Source organism: Streptomyces sp. NBC_01463, from assembly GCA_036227345.1.
Lineage (GTDB): Bacteria > Actinomycetota > Actinomycetes > Streptomycetales > Streptomycetaceae > Streptomyces.
The window spans coordinates 455,160-473,615 of record CP109468.1 but is presented as its reverse complement, the minus strand read 5'-3'; the positions used below and the strand labels follow the sequence as shown (position 1 = coordinate 473,615).

The following is an 18,456-nucleotide window of genomic DNA, read 5'->3' as shown; positions in this document are numbered from 1 at the left end:
GACTTGAGGTCAACTGCTTTCCGGCCGCACCATGCCCGGCGCAGGATCTCACGCCTCCTCGGGCGGCCCGATCGGCAGGCAGACCGTGAAACGCGTGTCTCCCGGCTCGGAGGTGACCCGGATGTCCCCGCGGTGCTTGTTGACGACGATGCGGTACGAGATGTCCAGGCCGAGACCCGTGCCCTCACCGACCGGCTTCGTGGTGAAGAACGGCTCGAAGATCCGGGGCCTGATCGCGTCCGGAATACCCGTGCCGGTGTCCGCGACCTCGACGAACAGCCGGTCCTCGGCCCGCCAGGTCCGCAGGGTCAGCGTGCCCCCGTCGGGCATCGCGTCGAACGCGTTGACGATCAGGTTCGTCCACACCTGGTTGAGTTCGGCCCCGTACGCGGACACGGGCGGCAGCTCGCGGTCGTACTCCCTGACCACCCGCACCCCGGCCGGGATCTTCGCCTGGAGCATCGTCAGGGTCGCGTCCAGCAGGGTGTGCACGTCGACGGTCTGCTGGGGTGCCCGGTCCAGCTGGGCGTACTGCTGGGCGGCGCCCACCAGGCCGGAGATACGCGTCACCGCGTCGTCGATCTCGCCCATCAGCAGCTCCGTGTCCACGGTGTACGCCAGCCAGCGCACCGTAGGGACGAGATTGTCCGCGCCGACGGTGGTGGCGGCCGCGTCCAGCCACGGGACGCCGATGCCGGCGGAGACCAGGGTGGGGGCCAGCTCCCAGCCGCCCGCCACCCCGTGCTCCTGCAGCCAGTCGCCGACCGCGTCCTCGGCGTCGGCGGCGGCGAGAGCGGGCAGCGCGTCGGCCTCGCCCGCGCGTCGCACCGCGTCGTCCTGCAGCTCGACGAGACGGTGCAGTTCGGAACCGTCCAGCCGGCCGTCGGCGATCATGGCGAGCTTGTGCCGCATCCCGGTCACCCGCTCCCGCAGCGCGGCGGTGGCCCGCACCGCGGCCGCCGCCGGGTTGTTCAGCTCATGCGTGAGCCCCGCCGACAGCGAGGCCAGCGCCAGCAGGCGTTCCCGCTCGTTGACGATCGCGTTGGCGGCCCGCGAACCGAAGAACAGCCCCTCCAGCAGATGCAGCGCCATCGGGAACCAGGTCCGCACCGCGTACGCGAACTCCTCGGCCGGCAGCACGAAGAACTCGGCGTCCGTGACCGCCCGCAGCGTGTGCGCGTACCGCTGCTCGACCCGGTCGCCCAGATAGGACCGGGTCGCACCGGCGTACACCCCGCGCTGATCCGTCCGGCTGACCTCCACGTCGTCGCCGTGCAGCACCCGGCTCAGCGCGATCGCCCCGCCGAGCAGTACGAAGAAGCACGTGGCGGCCTCGCCCTCCTCGTACACAGCCTCACCCGCCGGACGCTGTTCGGTGCGGCCGCGCTCCGCCAGCCAGCCCAGCTGCTCCTCACTGAGCTCCTCGAACAGGAACAGGGTCCGCAACCGCTCCGGCGACAGCCGGTCCGACTCGCTCACTGCGCCTCCAGATAGCGGTGCACCAGGGAGACCGCCATGGCTCCCTCGCCGACGGCCGACGCCACGCGCTTCACCGACGAGGAACGCACGTCCCCCGCCGCGAAGACACCCGGCACGCTCGACTCCAGGTGGTACGGATCGCGCGGCAGCCGCCAGCCGGCCGGACGCCCGCCCCCGGCCACCAGATCGGGACCGGTCACGACGAACCCCCGTGCGTCGCGCGTGACGACGCCCTCCAGCCACTGCGTACGCGGTTCGGCCCCGATGAAGACGAACAGCCACGAGGCCGGTACGGCGCGCTCCGTGCCCGACCGGCTGTCGCGCAAGGTGAGCTCCTGCAGATGCCCGTCGCCCGCACCGGCGCTCACCTCCGTCCACGGATGGACCTCGATGGTGTCGATGCCGTTGATCTGGTCGATCAGGTAGCTGGACATGGAGCGGGCCAGATCGCCCTGGCGGATCAGGATGTGGACCCGCCGCGCGTAGCGCGAGAAGTGCACCGCCGCCTGGCCCGCGGAGTTGGCCCCGCCGACGATGTACACGTCCTCGCCCGAACAGCTCGGCGCCTCCGTGACGGCGGAGCCGTAGAACACCCCCGCACCGGCGAACTCCGCCAGCCCGGGCGCGGTCAGCAGCCGGTAGGAGACCCCGGTCGCCAGCACCACCGTGTGCGCGGCGATCGAGCTCTCGGGGCCGAGCCGCAGGACCCGGCCCGCCCCGGCCGCCTCCAGGGCGACCGCCCGCTGCGCGCTCAGGATCTCCGCCCCGAACTTCAGCGCCTGCCGGCGGGCCCGGTCGGTGAGCTGGGAGCCGGAGACACCGTCCGGGAAGCCGAGGTAGTTCTCGATCCGGCTGCTCTGCCCGGCCTGACCGCCGGTCGCCCGCTCCTCCACCAGGACCGTCCGCAGCCCCTCCGACGCGCCGTACACGGCCGCCCCCAGGCCCGCGGGCCCGCCGCCGACCACCACCAGGTCGTAGAAGTCCGAGGACGGCACCGTGCTGAGGCCGACCTGCGCGGCCAGCTCCTGCTCGGTGGGGGAGACCAGCGGCTTCCCGTCCGGGGTGACGACCACCGGGACGTCCGCCGCAGAGAGCCCGGCCGCGGCGAGCAGCCCCTGCCCCTCCGGCTCGTCGGACAGCAGCCAGCGGTAGGGGACCAGATTGCGGGTCAGGAAGTCACGGACCGCGAACGACGGCGCCGACCAGCGGTGCCCCACCACCCGGGTCTGCGTCTCGCCCGGATCGGGAATGGCGTGCCAGGTCTCCAGCAGGCCGTCGATCACCGGGTACAGATGCTCCTCCGGCGGGCTCCACGGCTTGAGGAGGTAGTGGTCCAGGTCCACCACGTTGATCGCGTCGATCGCCGCCTCGGTGTCCGAGTACGCGGTCAGCAGCACCCGGCGGGCGAGCGGGAACAGATCCATCGCCGCTTCCAGGAACTCGATGCCGTTCATGTGCGGCATGCGGTAGTCGGCGAGCAGGACGGCCAGCCGGTCGCCGCGCAGTTTGATCTCGCGCAACGCGTCGAGGGCGTCACTGCCGGAGAGCGACCGCACGATGCGGTAGCGCTCGCCGTACTGGCGCCGCAGGTCGCGGGCGACGGCGCGGGAGACCGCCGGGTCGTCGTCGACGGTCAGGATGGTCGGATTCGCCATGGTGCCCATCATTCCCGCAAGGACGGCGAAACGTCGGCCGAAGATCGGAGTCCGGACAGAACCGCAGGCCGGCCGGGGTGCGTGCCCACTACCCGGTGCCCTCCGCGGCGGAGATCGCGGACCACGTAGAATCGGCCCCTGTTTCCGGCCGAACCATGGCATACACAATCGATTGAGGCAGTGCGACGTGAGTTTCACCGACAGTACCGAGGCACCGATCTACGCCGGACTCGTGGAAGAACACGGGGATGTGCCGGCGGAGGTGCGCCGGGTGGCTGAGGAGACGCTGCGCGAGGCCGACCGGGCCATCGACTTCAGCGATGTGCGCAGGTCGGCGGCGTACCGGTAGCCCGGACCGCTCGCGCGGGGGAACCCCCGTCCCCGGCCTGACAGCGCCCCCGCACCGCGTCGGCGGCACCCTTCCCCGACGCCCGCCGGGCCTGTCGGCACCCGCCGGCGCACCCCCGCCGGCCCCCTGACCTCCCGTGCGGCGGCGGGGCACACGACCCCGTGCCCCGCCGCCGTCACGACGTCTCGTACTGCGGTCCCGGCTCTCCCGTCGGAGCATGGAACGAACAGTCGGCGACGACATCGGGACGAAGGGATGCCGGATGGGTGGTGAACGGGACGATCCGCCGCCGGACGCACTCGATGCCGAGCTGGGCCAGATCGACGCCCTGAACCGGATGGAGACACCCCGCCCCGGCTCCCCGGACGGGCAGGAACCATCGGGTCCTGGCCGGTCCGGACCCACGGGTGAGGACGGCAGGCGCCGCGACTCCCTGCTGCTCTCCGCCGGACACGCCGTCGCCGCGGCCGACTCGCTCGACGAGGCACTGAAGCTGGTGGCAGCGCTGTACGCCCCCGACTTCCCGCTGGACGGCCAGTGCGTGTTCGGCATCGGCGAGGGAAACCTGAACGTGCTGGGGCAGTACGGCTTCCGCCCCGGCGGCGCCGACCGCGGCTTCCGGATGACGCTGACGGCCGGCTACCCGGCCGCCGAGGTGGCCAGAACCGGACGCGCCGTCTATCTGTCCTCCACGGACGAGTACCGCCGCCGCTTCCCGGCCACCTGGCACCTCTCCGCCCGCAAGAAACGCGAGGCATGGGCCTTCCTGCCGCTGGTGACCGCCGGGCGGGTGACCGGCGTCTGGCTGACCGCCTTCCGTTCCCCCGTCGCCTTCACCGCCGCCGAACGCGCCCTGCTGACCATGACCGGACGGATGCTCGCCCAGGTACTCGAACGCGCCCGCGCCAGCAGGGCGGAGCTGGAACTCTCCCGCGGACTGCGCCGCAGCATGCGCACCGCGGGCCCCGCCCTGACCGGACTGAGCGTGGCGACGCGCTATGTGCCGACCGGGGGAGGGCTCATGGTCGGCGGGGACTGGTACGACAGCATCGACCTGCCCAACGGACGCCTCGCCCTGGTCATCGGCGACGTGCAGGGACACGACGTGCACGCCGCGGGGCTGATGGCCCAGCTGCGTACCGCCGTGCACGCCTACGCCGCCGAGGGACACGGCCCGGACGCCGTCCTCGCCAGGGCCTCGCGCTTCCTCACCACCCTCGACGAGGACCGGTTCGCCACCTGCCTCTACATCGAGGCCGACCCGTCCACCGGCGACCTGCACATCGCCCGGGCCGGACACCCGCACCCCGTCCTGCGCACCCCGGACGGCACCTGCCTGATCAAACACATCAGCGGCGGCCTGCCGCTCGGCCTGATGCCCGGCGAGGAGGACTACCCCGTCGACATCGTGCGGCTGCACGACGACGAGATCCTGATGCTGTGCACGGACGGGCTGATCGAGAACGGCGGCCACGACATGTACACCGGCTGGGTGCGGGTACGCGACGCGTTCTCGCCCGGCCCCGTCGACGACCTCGAGGGCATGGCCGACCGGCTGATGTCCGCCGTGCTCAGCCCCGGACCGGGGGCCGAGGGCGGCGCCACCACACGCGACGGCGACGACATCGCCCTGTTGCTCCTGCGCCGTGACTCCGGACAGCCGCGGGCAGAGGTCAGCCCCCGCAGGCTGATGCTGACCGTGGGCCAGCACCAGGCCGAGGGACTGGCCGAGGCCCGGGCCGAGCTGAAGGCCCTGCTGCACGACTGGGCACGGCCGGACCAGGTGGACACCGCGGTGCTCCTGGCGACCGAGCTCCTCGGCAACGTCCTCGTCCACACCGACCAGGACGGCGCCCTCAACGCGTACGTCACCGGCGAGGCCGGCCGGCGCCGGCTCCTCGTCGAGGTGATGGACCGCGGCGACGAACTGCCCCACCAGCGCGCCCCCGGTGAACTCGCCTCGTCCGGGCGGGGGCTGATGCTGCTCGACATCCTGGCCGACCAGTGGGGCGTGCGCCCCGAACCCGAAGGCAAGACGGCCTGGTTCGCGCTCGCCGAAGTGCCCCCGGCGGACGCCGGCGACACCGCGGCGGCGGACTGACTCCGTACGGCCGGGCCGGTCAGCCGGCCCGGCCGGGCCGCTGGGCCGCCACCGCACCCACCAGGAGCCCCGCGGCGATCGCCGTCACGAGGGTCACGAGTTCGGTGAGATCGCGGAACCCCTCGACGGTGTCGCCGCCCGCCAGTGCCGTCAGACCGCGCATCCCCAGCGAACCGACCGTCAGCGTGAAGAAGCCCGGGAGCACGAGAATGATGCGCGGTGGCTGGTCCGGGCGGCGCGCGAGCCAGGTGGTGGCCGCGCCCAGCACGACAGCTGCGGCGAACGTGCCGCCCAGGTTCCCGAGCAGCACGGTGAAGCCCGACTGGACCCCCACCGTCACGTACACCAGGACCAGCAGCCTGCCGAACATCCCCGCCGGCACGGCGAAGGCCAGCAGCGTGCCGACCGTGAAGACGATCCAGCCCAGGAACAGCGCCCAGCGCGGCAGATCACCCTGCGCGGCGACGTCGAACAGAGCCTCCCGGGGACGTCCCGTGATCACCAGACCCAGCACCACCCCCACGAACAGCTGGACGAGCAGGGCCACGGCGTAGACGAGGCGGATGGCACCCGTGGTGAGGTATCCGGCCGCGAGTTCGGCCGCCGCCGCGCTCAGGTAGTCACCGGGCACGAAGAAGAACAGCGCCGGCAGCATGAGCAGGACCGGACCGCCGTGCGCGCCGGTCCGCGCGAACACCTCCAGCGTGAGCACGGAGACGGTCACCGCGACGACCAGCGGCAGCACCTTGGCCAGCCGCGGCAGCCGGTCCGCCGCGACGACCAGGCACGCGGCGACCGTCGCCAGGACCGCGGTGCTGCCCACCTCGTACCAGGTCGGCTGCATCAACGGCGCGAAGCCGACCGAGAACAGGACGATGCCGATCAGCTTCGCCCACCAGGGATACGGGAGAGGGGACGAGGTGATGGCGGTGAGGCGGCGGTCGGCCTGCGCCACGTCCAGCCGGCCGGCCGCCACCTCGTGCAGGAACGGTTTGAGCGCTGCCATCCGGTCCATCCGGAAGACCTCGGGAAAGGCCCGCACCACCACCGTGGAGCTCCGGCCGTGCGAGGTCACGGCGACGGTGGCGGCATCCGGGAGCACGGCCAGGGTCGCCGTGCCGCCGAGTCCCCGGGCCACCGCGGTGACGGCCCCCTCGATCTGCTCGGCCCCCTCGCCGCTGGAGCCGAGCATCAGCCGGGTGAGCCGGCCGAGGAAGCCGGCCAGGTCGTCGTGCCCGGTCTCCCGCACGACGTCCGGCGGCCCCTCGGTCATCCCTCTCGCCCCGCCACCGGACTCAGCGGTGGGCCCGGGCGTACGCGTGGAGGAACAGGGCCTCCACATGCGCCATGTGCTCGATCTCGGTGGGGTCCACGCTCTCGTTCGGGGCGTGGATGAGGCACTGCGGTTCCTCGACGCCCATCAGGATGATCTCGGCCGACGGATAGGCGTCCGCGAGGACATTGCAGAGGGGGATGGACCCGCCCTGGCCCAGGAACGTCATCGGCTTGCCGTACACCGTGCGCATCGCATCGCCGAGCGCCCCGTACGCGGCACCGTCCGTGGCCGCGCGGAACGGCGAGCCGGTGGACTCCGGCTCCACCTTCACCCGCACCCCCCACGGCGCCCGTTCCGTGAGGTGGCCGGTGAGCGCGGTCCGGGCGGCGTCCGCGTCGGTGCCGGGCGGGATGCGCAGACTGACCCGGGCCGCGGCCTTCGGTGGCACCGCGGCAGCCGAACCCACCACGGGCGGGCAGTCGATGCCGAGGACGGTGACGGCCGGCCGGGCCCACAGCCGGTCGGCGACGCTGCCGGTTCCGGTGAGGGGCACACCGTCCAGTACACCGGCGTCGGCACGGAACTGCTGCTCGTCGTAGCCGGCGCCCTCCCAGCTCCCCGAGGCGTCCAGGCCGTCGATCCGCGTCGCGCCCGACTCCGGGTCGCGCAGCGTGGACAACAGCTGGACGAGAGCGGCGAGCGCGTCGGGGGCGGGACCGCCGAACATGCCGGAGTGGATCTCACCGGCCAGGGTGTCGACCGTCACCACGACATTCACCAGCCCGCGAAGGGAGGTGGTGGCGGTCCCGACACCCACCGCCGCGTTCCCGGTGTCGCACACCAGCAGGGCGTCGGCCGTGAACAGGTCGCGGTGGGCGTCGACGTACTGCTCCAGGCCGCCGGTGCCCTGTTCCTCCGAACCCTCCGCCACGAACTTCAGCCCCACCGGAATGTCGTCGCCCAGCGCCCGCAGGGCGGTGAGGTGCATGACGATGTTGCCCTTGCAGTCGGCCGTGCCGCGCCCGTACCAGCGGCCGTCCCGTTCGGTCAGGGCGAAGGGCGGTGTGGTCCACGCGTCGTCGTCCAGCGGCGGCTGTACGTCGTAATGGCAGTACAGGAGCACGGTCGGGGCGCCCGGCGGGGGCGGGCGGTGACCGATCACCGCGTTGCTGCCGTCCGGTGTCTCGACGAGGTGTACGTCCTGCAGCCCGGCCTCGGTGAAGGCGTCGGCCACCCACTGGGCGGCCCGGCGGCACTCCTCGGGCGGGTACTGGCGGGCGTCGGCGACCGACGGGATGGACACCAGCTCGGTCAGATCGGCCTGGGCACGGGGCATCAGCGCGGCGATGCGGCCCGCGAGTCCGTCGGTGCTCATCAGCGCCTCACAGTGTCGTCGGTCTTGAGGTCGTCGATCTTGTCCTGGATCTTGTGCAGCTTGTCCGGGCAGTAGATCTCCAGGATTTTGGCCTCCGCCCGGACCGCCTCGGTGTCCGCGATCACGGGGCGCATGCCGGGGCCGGTCGCCCCGTTGCCCAGGTTGATCTTCCACAGCGCGGTGTTGAGCGCGGAGCCGGGCTTGTCGCAGACCTGGCCGCCGTCGTTGCCCAGGGCCTGCTTGAGGTTGTTCACGTCAGGGCGGGGGAGCCCGGCGTCCTCGGCCGCGTCCGCGAGCTGTTCGGCCTTCTTCGTCGCCTGGTTGTCGGTCTCGACGTTCTCGTACCGGATGACGCCGACGACGGCGAGAGCCACCAGCAGCACGATCGCGCCGATGTACAGCCAGCGGTGCTCCGAGGCGAATCGGGTGGGGCTCATGACGTGGCCTCCTCACCGGCCGGGTCGGCCGCCGTGGTGCGCCAGCTGGGCTTGCGCAGCCGCAGGAACAGATACGGGACCAACAGACCGAGGATGACCAGACCGCCGCCGATGATCGCGACGTACACGCCGACGCTTCCGCCGCCGAACTGCGAGGGCGGCACGAAGCCGATCGCCAGGGCCGCGACCGAGGCCAGCAGACCGACGACGCACAGTACGTTGAGCGCCGGGACGCGGTAGCCGCGCGGGTGGTCCGGCTGCGTCTTCCGCAGCCGCATGGCGGCCACGAACATCAGCAGGTACACGATCAGGTAGACCTGCGTGGTGATGGTGGAGAAGATCCAGTAGACGTTCGAGACGTTCGGGATCAGCGCGTACATGAGCGCGATGACGGTCGTCACCACGCCCTGGGTGACCAGGATGTTCTGTTGGATCCCGTTCTTGTTGAGGCGCTGGAGGTACGGCGGCAGATAGCCCTCGCTGCGGGAGATCTCCAGCAGGCCCTTGGACGGTCCGGCCAGCCAGGTCAGCATCCCGCCGAGGGCCGCCGACACGAGCATCACCGCGGCGATCGGTGTCATCCAGCCGACGTGGAAGTGGGCGAAGAACGCGTCGAACGCCTGCATCACACCGGCCGTCAGACTCAGCTGGTTCGCCGGCACCACCCAGCTGATCGCCAGGGCGGGCAGGATGAAGATCAGCAGGACCAGGCCCATGGCCAGGAACATCGACTTCGGGTACTCCTTCGCCGGGTTCTTCAGCGAGGAGACGTGGACCGCGTTCATCTCCATGCCGGAGTACGACAGGAAGTTGTTGACGATCAGTACGAGGCTGGCGAGCCCCGCCCACTGGGGGAGCAGGTGCGAGGAGGTCATCGGGGCGGCGGAGCCGTTGCCCTGCCCGAGGAAGACCATGCCCAGCACGACCAGCACGGTGCCGGGGATCAGCGTCCCGATGACGAGCCCCCAGGAGGAGAGCCCCGCCAGCGCCTTGGTGCCCCGTGAGGAGATCCAGACGCCCGTCCAGTACAGCACCATGATCACGATCGCGGTGTAGAGGCCGTTGGAGGCCAGGGCCGGATCGATGACGTAGGCGATGGTGGAGGCCACGAAGGCCAGCAGGCTCGGATAGTAGAAGATCGTCATCGCGAACTGGCACCACACGGCGAGGAATCCGAGCGGCTTCGACAGCCCCTCGCTCACCCAGCGGTACACACCGCCCGGCCAGCCCGATGCCAGTTCGGCCGAGACCAGCGCGGTCGGGAGCAGGAACACGATCGCGGGGATGAGGTAGAGGAAGACACAGGCGAGCCCGTAGACGGCCATGGTGGGCGCCGCCCGCAGGCTCGCCACCGATGCCGTGGTCATCAGAGCCAGCGTCAGCCAGCTGAGTCGTGGTGCCGCCGGCCGGGCCCTGGCCACAGGTCGTGCCGCTTCCTTGGGCAGGTCGGCCGGCATGTCCATCGCGCTCATGCGTACCTCCGGTTGCAACGCCACAGATGCGGGGCGTTCGAAACGTCAGCTTCCGGCGAACTGCACCGGATCGCTCGCGGGGTCACCCGAACGGGTGGTCGGACGACCACTGATGGCGGTGGGCCGGTGTGCTCCTGGTGGACGTCGCCCCGTGAGGTGTTCCTGTCAGAACTGTTGACACCCCCTCGGGTGGCTGGCTTTATGGGCAGCACGTGTATGGGAGCGCTCCCATGCCTGCGTGGTCACGCACCCCCACCGACGTACGGAAGGGAATGTTCCGTTGCGCGCGCTCACTCTCCCCACCTGGCGAAGACGCCCGTCCGTCCGCCGGCCCCGCCGCCCCGGCGCGCTCGCCACCGTCCTCGCCCTCGGCGCCGGCCTGCTGCTTCCCCTCTCGGCGCCCGGCGACGCCGCCGCCGCACCGGCCTTCGACTACGGCGAGGCACTCCAGAAATCGGTGCTGTTCTACGAGGCGCAGCAGTCGGGCACGCTCCCGGACACCAACCGGGTCGGCTGGCGTGGCGACTCCGCCCTCGACGACGGCAAGGACGTGGGACTGGATCTGACGGGCGGCTGGTACGACGCGGGCGACCACGTCAAGTTCGGCCTGCCGATGGCGTTCTCCACCACGATGCTCGCCTGGGGCGGCGTCGAGCAGGAGGACGCGTACGCCGCGTCCGGCCAGCTCCCGTACCTGCGGAACAACCTCCGGTTCGTCGACGACTACCTCCTGAAGGCGCACCCCTCGCCCAACGTGCTCTACGGCCAGGTCGGCAACGGCGGGGACGACCACAAGTGGTGGGGACCGGCCGAGGTGATGCCGATGGCGCGGCCCGCGTACCGGATCGACGCGTCCTGCCCCGGCACCGACCTGGCGGGCCAGACCTCCGCGGCCCTCGCCTCGTCGTCGATGGTGTTCGCCGGCAGCGACCCGGCGTACGCCGCGAAACTGCTCACCCACGCGAAGCAGCTGTACGCCTTCGCGGACACCTACCGGGGGAAGTACAGCGACTGCATCACCGACGCGCAGGCCTACTACAACTCCTGGAGCGGGTACGCCGACGAGCTGGTCTGGGGTGCGGTCTGGCTGTACAAGGCCACCGGCGACAGCGCGTACCTGGCGAAGGCCGAGTCGTACTACGACAGCCTCTCGACCGAGCCGCAGAGCACCACCCGCTCCTACCGCTGGACGCTCTCCTGGGACGACAGCTCCTACGGGGCGTATGTGCTGCTGGCCCAGCTGACGGGGAAGCAGAAGTACGTCGACGACGCCAACCGCTGGCTCGACTGGTGGACCGTCGGCGTCAACGGACAGCGGGTGGCCTACTCACCCGGTGGCCAGGCCGTGCTGGACAGCTGGGGATCACTGCGTTACGCGGCGAACACCGCTTTCGTGGCGCTGAGTTACTCGGACTGGCTGACGGGCGACAGCACCCGCAAGACCCGCTACCACGACTTCGCGGTCCGGCAGATCGACTACGCGCTGGGCGACAACCCGCGCAAGTCGAGCTACATGGTCGGCTTCGGCAGCAACCCGCCGACCAAGCCGCACCACCGCACGGCCCACGGCTCGTGGACCGACCAGATGAACAGCCCCGTGGAGAGCCGGCACACGCTGTACGGAGCGCTCGTCGGCGGACCGGGCGCCGCGGACGACACGTACACCGACGACCGCTCGAACTACGTCAACAACGAGGTCGCCACCGACTACAACGCGGCCTTCACCGGAGCGCTGGCCCGGCTCTACGGCGAGTACGGCGGCGCCCCGCTCGCCGGCTTCCCGCAGCAGGAGACACCGGACGGACCCGAGATGTCCGTCCAGGCCTCGGTCAACGCCGCGGGCAGCACCTTCACCGAGGTCAAGGCGTACGTGGTCAACCGGTCCGCGTGGCCGGCGCGCGCCCTCACCGACGCGTCGGTGCGCTACTACTTCACGCTGGAATCCGGCACCACACCCGGGCAGATCAGCCTCACCACCAACTACAACCAGTGCGGTGACGTGACCGGCCCCACGCACGAGGCGGGCGACGTCTACTACGTGACCGTGGACTGCTCCGGTACGGACATCGCCCCGGCCGGCCAGTCCGCGTACCGCAAGGAGGTGCAGTTCCGCATCACCTCGGCCGGCGCCTGGGACCCGGCGAACGACTGGTCCTACCCGTCGTCGGCGACGACCCCTGGCACCACGCCGGTGGACGCGCCGCACATGGTGCTGCTGGAGGGCTCGGCGCCGCAGTGGGGGAGCGCGCCGGGCGGCACCGGTCCGGACCCGACACCGGATCCGACCGTGACGCCCGATCCGACGCCCACGCCCGACCCGACGGGGACCCCGGGACCGGCCGGCTCCTGCGCGGTCACCTACCGGGTCAGCCAGTCATGGGGCAGCGGGTTCACCGCCGACGTCTCGGTGCGCAACACCGGGAGCGCGCCGGTCGACGGCTGGCAGCTGGGCTTCGCCTTCGGCGGGGGAGAGGCGGTCACCAACGCCTGGAACGCGACCGCCACCCAGAGCGGTTCCCGGGTCACGGTGAGGAGCGCCGCCCACAACGCCGGCATCCCGCCGGGCGGCACCGTCTCCTTCGGCTTCCAGGCCACCGGCGCACCCGCCGCGCCCCCGGCCGCCTTCACGCTCAACGGGAAGGAGTGCGGCTGACGCACGCGAGGGTGCTGTCCCGTCCGCTGCCGGGACAGCACCCTCTCAGGCGGCCGGAGTCATCGCGGCATCCAGGCCCGCCACGTCTTCTCGTTCTCGTCGACCCACTTCTTCGCCGCGTCCTTCGGCGACATCTTCTTGTCGGCGATCATCAGGGCGACCTTGTTCTGGTCCTCCGTCCCCCAGGAGAAGTTCTTGAGGAACGCGGCCGCCTTGCCGCCGGCACCGGCGAACTTCGCGTTGAGGTACTTCTTCAGCGGTGTGTGCGGATAGGCGCAGGCCACCTTCTCCGGTACGGCGTCGCAGCCCTCCTTGTACGCGGGAAGTTTCACCTCCGTCATCGGCACCTGCTCGAACAGCCACTGCGGCTTGTACCAGTAGGTGAGGAACGGTTTGCCGCTCTTGGCGAACTGCTTGATCTGGGTGATCTGCGCCGCCTCGGAACCCGAGAAGACGACCTGGTAGTCCAGGCCCAGATTCCGTACGAGCGCCTTGTCGTTGGTGACGTACGAGGGCGAGCCGTCCAGCAGCTGGCCCTTGCCGCCGCTCTCCGCGGTGCGGAAGCTGTCGGCGTACTTGTCGAGGTTCCGCCAGTCGGTGACATCGGGATGCGCCTTGGCGAAGTAGGTGGGGACGAACCAGCCGATGTGGCCGGTGACCCCGAGCTCCCCGCCGGGGCGGATCGTCTTCTTGTCCTTGACGTACCGGTCCTCCTGCTCCGGATGCCCCCAGTCCTCCAGGATGGCGTCCACCCGGCCCTGGCTGAGGGCGTCCCAGGCCGGCACCTCGTCGATCTGGACGGTGTCGACCCGGTAGCCCAGCTCGTGTTCGAGGAGGTACTCGGCCACCGCGACATTGGCCTGGGCCCCCACCCACGACTGCACGGACAGGGTCACGGTCTTCGCGCCCCGGGCATTGGCGAACGGCGAGGCCTGCTGGGTCATGTCCGCCGCGCCGCAGCCGGCCACGGCGACCAGGGCCGTGGCGGACGCGAGAGCGACCAGGGGTGTACGTGGACGAGCCATGTCAGGCCCCCTTTCCGGAGCGGCGGGTCGGCTGGGTGACGCGGTCGAGCATCAGGCCGAGGAGGACGATCGCGGCGCCGGCCACCAGACCGGTCGCCAGGTCACCCTGGGCGAGGCCGAACACGGCGGCGTAGCCGAGCGAACCGCCTCCCACCAGACCGCCGATCACCACGACGGCCAGGACCAGGACGACGCCCTGGTTGACGGCGAGGAGCAGAGCCGGGCGTGCCAGCGGCAGCTGGACCTTGAGCAACTGCTGCCTGCGCGTCGCGCCGAGCGAGCGCGAGGACTCCATGGCGACGGGGTCCACGCCGTTCATCGCCTGGGTGGTGATCCGCACGACGGCGGGCAGCGCGTAGATGACGGCGGCGGCCACCGCCGGAGCGCGGCCGACGCCGAACAGGGCGACGACCGGGATGAGATAGACGAACTGCGGCATTGTCTGGAACACGTCGAGCACCGGGCGCAGCAGCCGCTCCACCCGGGCGCTGCGGGACGCGGCGATGCCGGTGGCGAAGCCGGCCACCAGGGTCACCGCGACACCGGCCAGCACCTGCGAGAGCGTGTCGAGTGCGGGGTCCCAGACATCGAGGACCCCGATCGCGGCCATCGCGAGGACGGCGGTCAGCGCGGTGCGCCAGGTGCCGATCAGCAGGGCGAGCACGGCGATCAGCAGCAGTACCGCCCACCAGGGCAGCCACTGGAGTCCGTCGCGCACCGGGTCCAGGACCCAGGTGGTGAACCGTCCGGCCCAGTCCGCGGTGCCCCCGATCACCGGCACACCCGAGTAGAGGTGGTCGGTCATCCAGCCCACGGCCTTGTTGACGGGGCGGGCGATGTCGGCGGTCCAGCCGTCCGGCCAGGATGTCGCGGAGACCAGGCGCGCGACCACGGCCGCGACGACCGTCCCGGCCGCCGCGAGGGCCCAGCCGAACAGGGCGGACCGCCCGGTCGGCGCGGCCCCGATGCGGTCGCCCGCCGCGGCGGTGACGCGGTCGAGCACCACCGCGAGGAGCACGATGGGGATGCCCGCCGTGAGCGCGGCTCCGACGTCGACGGAGGCGAGCGCCTGGTAGACGCGGTCGCCGAGCCCGCCGGCGCCGATCACCGAGGCGATGACGGCCATCGACAGAGCCATCATGATCGTCTGGTTGAGGCCGAGGAGCAGTTCCCTGCGGGCGAGCGGCAGCCGGGCCGTCAGCAGCCGCTGCCGTCCGGTCGCGCCGAGCGAGGCCGCGGCCTCCATCACACCCGCGTCCGCGTTCCGCAGTCCGAGGGCCGTCAGCCGGGCCATCGGCGGCGCCGCGTACACGACGGTCGCGAGGACGGCGGCGGGCACACCGATGCCGAACACGAGGACCACCGGCAGCAGGTAGGAGAACGCCGGCATGACCTGCATGGTGTCGAGCACCGGCCGCAGCAGGCGGAACACGCGGTCCGACAGCCCGGCGGCGAGTCCGAGGAGCGCCCCGAGCGCCACCGACGCGAGGACCGCGACGACCATGAGCGCCAGGGTCTGCATGGTCGGCACCCACATGCCGAGCAGGGCGCAGACGAGGAACGACGCGACGGCCGTCAGCGCGAGCCGGACGCCCGCGACCCGCCAGGCGATCAGCCCGGCGGCCGCCGTGACACCGGCCCACCCGGCGGCGAGCAGGACCAGGTAGACGCCGCGGACCGAGAGGACGACGGCGTTGCTGATGTGCCCGAAGAAGTAGAGGAACAGCGGGTGGGTGTCCCGGTGGTCGATGATCCAGTCGCTGACGTCACCGAGCGGTCCGGTGAGGTCGACGGTGAGGCTCGCCGGCCAGGGGCCCGTGCCGACGAGGACGGAGCCGAGCACCAGCAGCAGGGCGGCGGCGGCCAGCAGGAGCGGGGTGCGGTGCCGGGCGAGGGAAGCCGCGTACCCGGCCCCGGCGAGCGGGGCGCGGCGTGCGGGGGCCGTGGTGGTGGCGGTCATATCGACCACCGCACCCGGCGGGCGTTCCCGGTGGCCGCGGCGCGAGCGCGCGTGCGGCCCGGCGGTCCCGAAGCATGGTCCGTACCCATCACGCGGCCTCCTTCACGGCCGGGATGCCGGCCACGACGCCGAGCAGGCACGCGTGATCGACCACGCCGAGGCAGCGGCCCTCGTCGACGACCCGGGCCGTCTCCCCGCTGCGGACGACCGCCTCGATCGCCGCGGAGACGGTGGTACCGGGGGACAGGGCGGGACCGGTGACGCTCTCGGCGCCGTCGGCGGGACGCATCGCCGCCCGAACGGTCACCACCTGCTCCCGCGGCACATCCCGCACGAAGTCGCGGACGTAGTCGTCGGCGGGCGAGCCCACGATCTCCTCCGGCGTCCCGAGCTGCACGATCCGGCCGTCCCGCATCAGCGCGATACGGTCGCCGAGCTTCAGGGCCTCGTTCAGGTCGTGGGTGATGAAGACCATCGTGCGGCCCTCCTCGCGGTGCAGCCGCACGACCTCCTCCTGCATGTCACGGCGGATCAGCGGGTCGAGCGCGCTGAACGGCTCGTCGAACAGCAGCACTTCGGGATCGACGGCGAGCGCACGCGCCAGCCCGACCCGCTGCTGCTGGCCGCCGGAGAGCTGCCCGGGACGGCGGTCCTCCAGACCTTCGAGACCGACCTTGCCGACGAACTCGGCGGCCCGCGCACGGCGTTCGGCCCGGCCCATGCCCTGGATCTCCAGGCCGTAGGCGACGTTGTCGAGGACCGAGCGGTGCGGCAGCAGACCGAAGTGCTGGAAGACCATGGCGGCGCGGTGGCGGCGCAGTTCACGCAGGCGTCCTGCGTTCATGGCGCGTACGTCCTCGCCGTCCATGGTGACCTCGCCTGACGTCGGCTCGATGAGCCGGGTGAGGCAGCGCACGAGGGTGGACTTGCCCGAACCGGACAGGCCCATCACAACGAACACCTCGCCCTTGCGGACGTCGAAGGAGACGTCGCGCACGGCGGCGGTGCACCCGGTGCGGGCACGCAGCTCGGCGGGGTCGAGCGCGGCGAGCTCCTCGTCACCGGGCACGCGGTCGGCCTTCGGGCCGAACACCTTCCAGAGGCCGCGTACGGAGAAGACGTGCGGTGGCGTGTTCATCAGGCATGACCCCCATGGGTGGCATCGAGCAGATCCGCGCACTTCTCGCCGACCATCAGGACCCCGATCATCGGGTTGACGGCCGGCATGGTCGGGAAGACCGAGGCGTCGGCTATCCGGAGGGCGTCGAGGCCCCTGACCCGCAGATCGGGTGCGACCACCGCGAGCGCGTCGTCGGGGGCGCCCATGCGGCAGGTTCCGGCCGGGTGGTAGACGGTGTGCGCGACCCTGCGCGCGTACTCGCTCAGGTCCTCGTCGGAGGTGACCTCGGGCCCTGGGCAGACCTCGCGCTTCAGCCAGCCGGCCAGCGGCTCCTGGGCGGCGATGTCACGGGCGATCCTGATCCCGTCGACGAGGGTGCGCCCGTCGTAGTCGTCCGGATCGGTGAAGTAGCGGAAGTCCAGGGCCGGTTTGACGTCCGGGTCGGGACTCGTCAGATACAGTCGGCCGCGGCTGCGCGGCTTGGGGATGTTCGGTGTCATCGACACCCCGTGCGGCGGCCGCTCGTAGCCGAGCCGCTCCGGGTTGTCCGTGAACGGGATCTGGTAGAAGTGGAACATCAGGTCGGGGCCCGGACTCGCCGGATCCCGCCGTACGAAGAGCCCCGCGTCGCTGTCCATCGCGGAGTTCTCCGGGATCGGGCCGTGCGTCTCCCAGACGATGACGGACTCGGGGTGGTCGAGCAGGTTCTCACCGACGCCCGGCAGGTCGTGCACCACCGGAATGCCGAGCTTCTCCAGCTCGGCGCGGTGCCCTACGCCGGAGTGCAGCAGCAGCCGCGGGGTGTCCACCGCGCCCGCGCACACCACCACTTCGCGCCGCGCCCGCACCACACGCTCCTCGCCGTCCGCGGTCCGCACCCGCACACCGGTGGCCCGGGTGCCCTCGAACTCCAGGCGGAACGCCCAGGTCTCCAGGGCGATATGGAGGTTCGGCCGGTCCAGGAAGGGATGCAGATACGCGACCGAGGCCGAGGAGCGCTTGTTGTTCTCCGGGTGGTAGGCGAGGTCGAAGAACCCCACCCCGTCCTGGAAAGCCTCCTTGTTGAAGCCCTCGACGCGCGGCACCCCGAGCCTGGCCTGCGCCGAGTCGACGAAGTCGCGCGCGATGGCGTTCCGGTCGGCCTCGTCGACGGGGACGATGTTGTTGCGCAGCCGGTGGAAGTAGGGGGCCATCGACGAGGCGTCCCAGCCGTCCGCGCCGGCGGCCGCCCACTCGTCCCAGTCGGACGGCAGCGGCTTGAACGCGATCAGTGTGTTGTGCGACGAACACCCGCCCAGGACCCGGGCCCTGCTGTGACGGATGTACGAGTTGCCGCGTGGCTGCTCGGTGGTGGGGTAGTCGTAGTCCAGCTCACCGCCGAGAAGCCCCATCCAGCGGCGCAGGGTCAGCACGTCGTCGCGGCCCACGTCGCTCGGTCCGCCCTCGATGAGTGCGACGGTGACGTCGGGGTTCTCCGTGAGCCGGGACGCGATCACCGAACCGGCGGTGCCGCCGCCGACGATGACGTAGTCGTAGGGGGTCATGTCGTTCTCC

Annotated in this window: 13 protein-coding genes; 3 read left to right on the top strand and 10 right to left on the bottom strand. The window is 71.5% G+C overall.

Features of this window, described 5'->3' with window-relative positions; genetic code table 11:
* Positions 1-48 precede the first annotated feature (48 nt).
* Positions 49-1,479 carry an ATP-binding protein gene (locus tag OG521_02120; GenBank protein ID WUW19639.1) on the bottom strand — a complete coding sequence of 477 codons (1,431 nt, stop codon included), beginning with the start codon at positions 1,477-1,479 and terminating at the stop codon, positions 49-51.
* Positions 1,476-3,134: an FAD-dependent oxidoreductase gene (locus OG521_02115; GenBank protein WUW19638.1), complete on the bottom strand. Its 1,659-nt coding sequence runs from the start codon at positions 3,132-3,134 to the stop codon at positions 1,476-1,478. The genes OG521_02120 and OG521_02115 overlap by 4 nt, the downstream gene beginning before the upstream one ends.
* Positions 3,135-3,321: 187 nt before the next feature.
* Here OG521_02115 and OG521_02110 point away from each other — a divergent pair, with 187 nt between their 5' ends.
* Both OG521_02110 and OG521_02105 read left to right on the top strand, forming a co-directional pair.
* A complete protein-coding gene (locus OG521_02110) occupies positions 3,322-3,483 on the top strand; it encodes a hypothetical protein (protein WUW19637.1) in 162 nt (53 codons plus the stop codon).
* 217 nt (positions 3,484-3,700) lie between these two features.
* Positions 3,701-5,584: a SpoIIE family protein phosphatase gene (locus tag OG521_02105; GenBank protein WUW19636.1), complete on the top strand. Its 1,884-nt coding sequence runs from the start codon at positions 3,701-3,703 to the stop codon at positions 5,582-5,584.
* Between the two features lie 19 nt (positions 5,585-5,603).
* On the opposite strand, the gene OG521_02100 is transcribed toward OG521_02105, so the two are convergent.
* Genes OG521_02100 through OG521_02085 form a run of 4 tightly spaced genes read right to left on the bottom strand, consistent with a single transcriptional unit; the run spans position 5,604 to position 10,144 of the window.
* Entirely contained in the window at positions 5,604-6,857 is a 1,254-nt protein-coding gene (locus OG521_02100) for a threonine/serine exporter family protein (protein ID WUW19635.1), read from the bottom strand.
* A 22-nt stretch (positions 6,858-6,879) separates the two neighbouring features.
* The gene (locus OG521_02095) at positions 6,880-8,235 is read right to left on the bottom strand and encodes a dipeptidase (protein WUW19634.1); all 1,356 of its coding nucleotides are present in this window, start codon (positions 8,233-8,235) and stop codon (positions 6,880-6,882) included.
* Positions 8,235-8,672, bottom strand: a complete 438-nt coding sequence (locus OG521_02090) for a hypothetical protein (GenBank protein ID WUW19633.1) — start codon at positions 8,670-8,672, stop codon at positions 8,235-8,237. Before OG521_02090 ends, OG521_02095 begins: the two co-directional genes overlap by 1 nt.
* Positions 8,669-10,144, bottom strand: a complete 1,476-nt coding sequence (locus OG521_02085) for an APC family permease (GenBank protein WUW19632.1) — start codon at positions 10,142-10,144, stop codon at positions 8,669-8,671. Before OG521_02085 ends, OG521_02090 begins: the two co-directional genes overlap by 4 nt.
* Positions 10,145-10,424: 280 nt before the next feature.
* Here OG521_02085 and OG521_02080 point away from each other — a divergent pair, with 280 nt between their 5' ends.
* The gene (locus OG521_02080) at positions 10,425-12,797 is read left to right on the top strand and encodes a glycoside hydrolase family 9 protein (GenBank protein WUW19631.1); all 2,373 of its coding nucleotides are present in this window, start codon (positions 10,425-10,427) and stop codon (positions 12,795-12,797) included.
* A gap of 59 nt (positions 12,798-12,856) precedes the next feature.
* Here the strand turns inward: OG521_02080 and OG521_02075 are convergent, their stop codons facing one another.
* The 4 genes from OG521_02075 to OG521_02060 all read right to left on the bottom strand — a co-directional run bounded on the left by OG521_02075 (position 12,857) and on the right by OG521_02060 (position 18,446).
* Complete coding sequence (locus OG521_02075; protein WUW19630.1) at positions 12,857-13,822, bottom strand: ABC transporter substrate-binding protein; 966 nt, start codon at positions 13,820-13,822, stop codon at positions 12,857-12,859.
* A gap of 1 nt (position 13,823) precedes the next feature.
* Positions 13,824-15,782: an ABC transporter permease subunit gene (locus tag OG521_02070; protein ID WUW19629.1), complete on the bottom strand. Its 1,959-nt coding sequence runs from the start codon at positions 15,780-15,782 to the stop codon at positions 13,824-13,826.
* An 88-nt stretch (positions 15,783-15,870) separates the two neighbouring features.
* Positions 15,871-16,920, bottom strand: a complete 1,050-nt coding sequence (locus tag OG521_02065) for a glycine betaine/L-proline ABC transporter ATP-binding protein (protein WUW19628.1) — start codon at positions 16,918-16,920, stop codon at positions 15,871-15,873.
* A complete protein-coding gene (locus tag OG521_02060; GenBank protein ID WUW19627.1) occupies positions 16,920-18,446 on the bottom strand; it encodes a GMC family oxidoreductase N-terminal domain-containing protein in 1,527 nt (508 codons plus the stop codon). Before OG521_02060 ends, OG521_02065 begins: the two co-directional genes overlap by 1 nt.
* Between the last annotated feature and the right edge of the window lie 10 nt (positions 18,447-18,456).

Excerpts from the sequence above, each read along its gene's own strand:
- OG521_02115 (WUW19638.1), bottom strand. The coding sequence starts at position 3,134 with ATGGCGAATCCGACCATCCTGACCGTCGACGACGACCCGGCGGTCTCC.
- OG521_02105 (WUW19636.1), top strand. The coding sequence starts at position 3,701 with ATGGAACGAACAGTCGGCGACGACATCGGGACGAAGGGATGCCGGATG.
- OG521_02100 (WUW19635.1), bottom strand. The coding sequence starts at position 6,857 with ATGACCGAGGGGCCGCCGGACGTCGTGCGGGAGACCGGGCACGACGAC.
- OG521_02095 (WUW19634.1), bottom strand. The coding sequence starts at position 8,235 with ATGAGCACCGACGGACTCGCGGGCCGCATCGCCGCGCTGATGCCCCGT.
- OG521_02090 (WUW19633.1), bottom strand. The coding sequence starts at position 8,672 with ATGAGCCCCACCCGATTCGCCTCGGAGCACCGCTGGCTGTACATCGGC.
- OG521_02085 (WUW19632.1), bottom strand. The coding sequence starts at position 10,144 with ATGAGCGCGATGGACATGCCGGCCGACCTGCCCAAGGAAGCGGCACGA.
- OG521_02075 (WUW19630.1), bottom strand. The coding sequence starts at position 13,822 with ATGGCTCGTCCACGTACACCCCTGGTCGCTCTCGCGTCCGCCACGGCC.
- OG521_02070 (WUW19629.1), bottom strand. The coding sequence starts at position 15,782 with ATGACCGCCACCACCACGGCCCCCGCACGCCGCGCCCCGCTCGCCGGG.
- OG521_02065 (WUW19628.1), bottom strand. The coding sequence starts at position 16,920 with ATGAACACGCCACCGCACGTCTTCTCCGTACGCGGCCTCTGGAAGGTG.
- OG521_02060 (WUW19627.1), bottom strand. The coding sequence starts at position 18,446 with ATGACCCCCTACGACTACGTCATCGTCGGCGGCGGCACCGCCGGTTCG.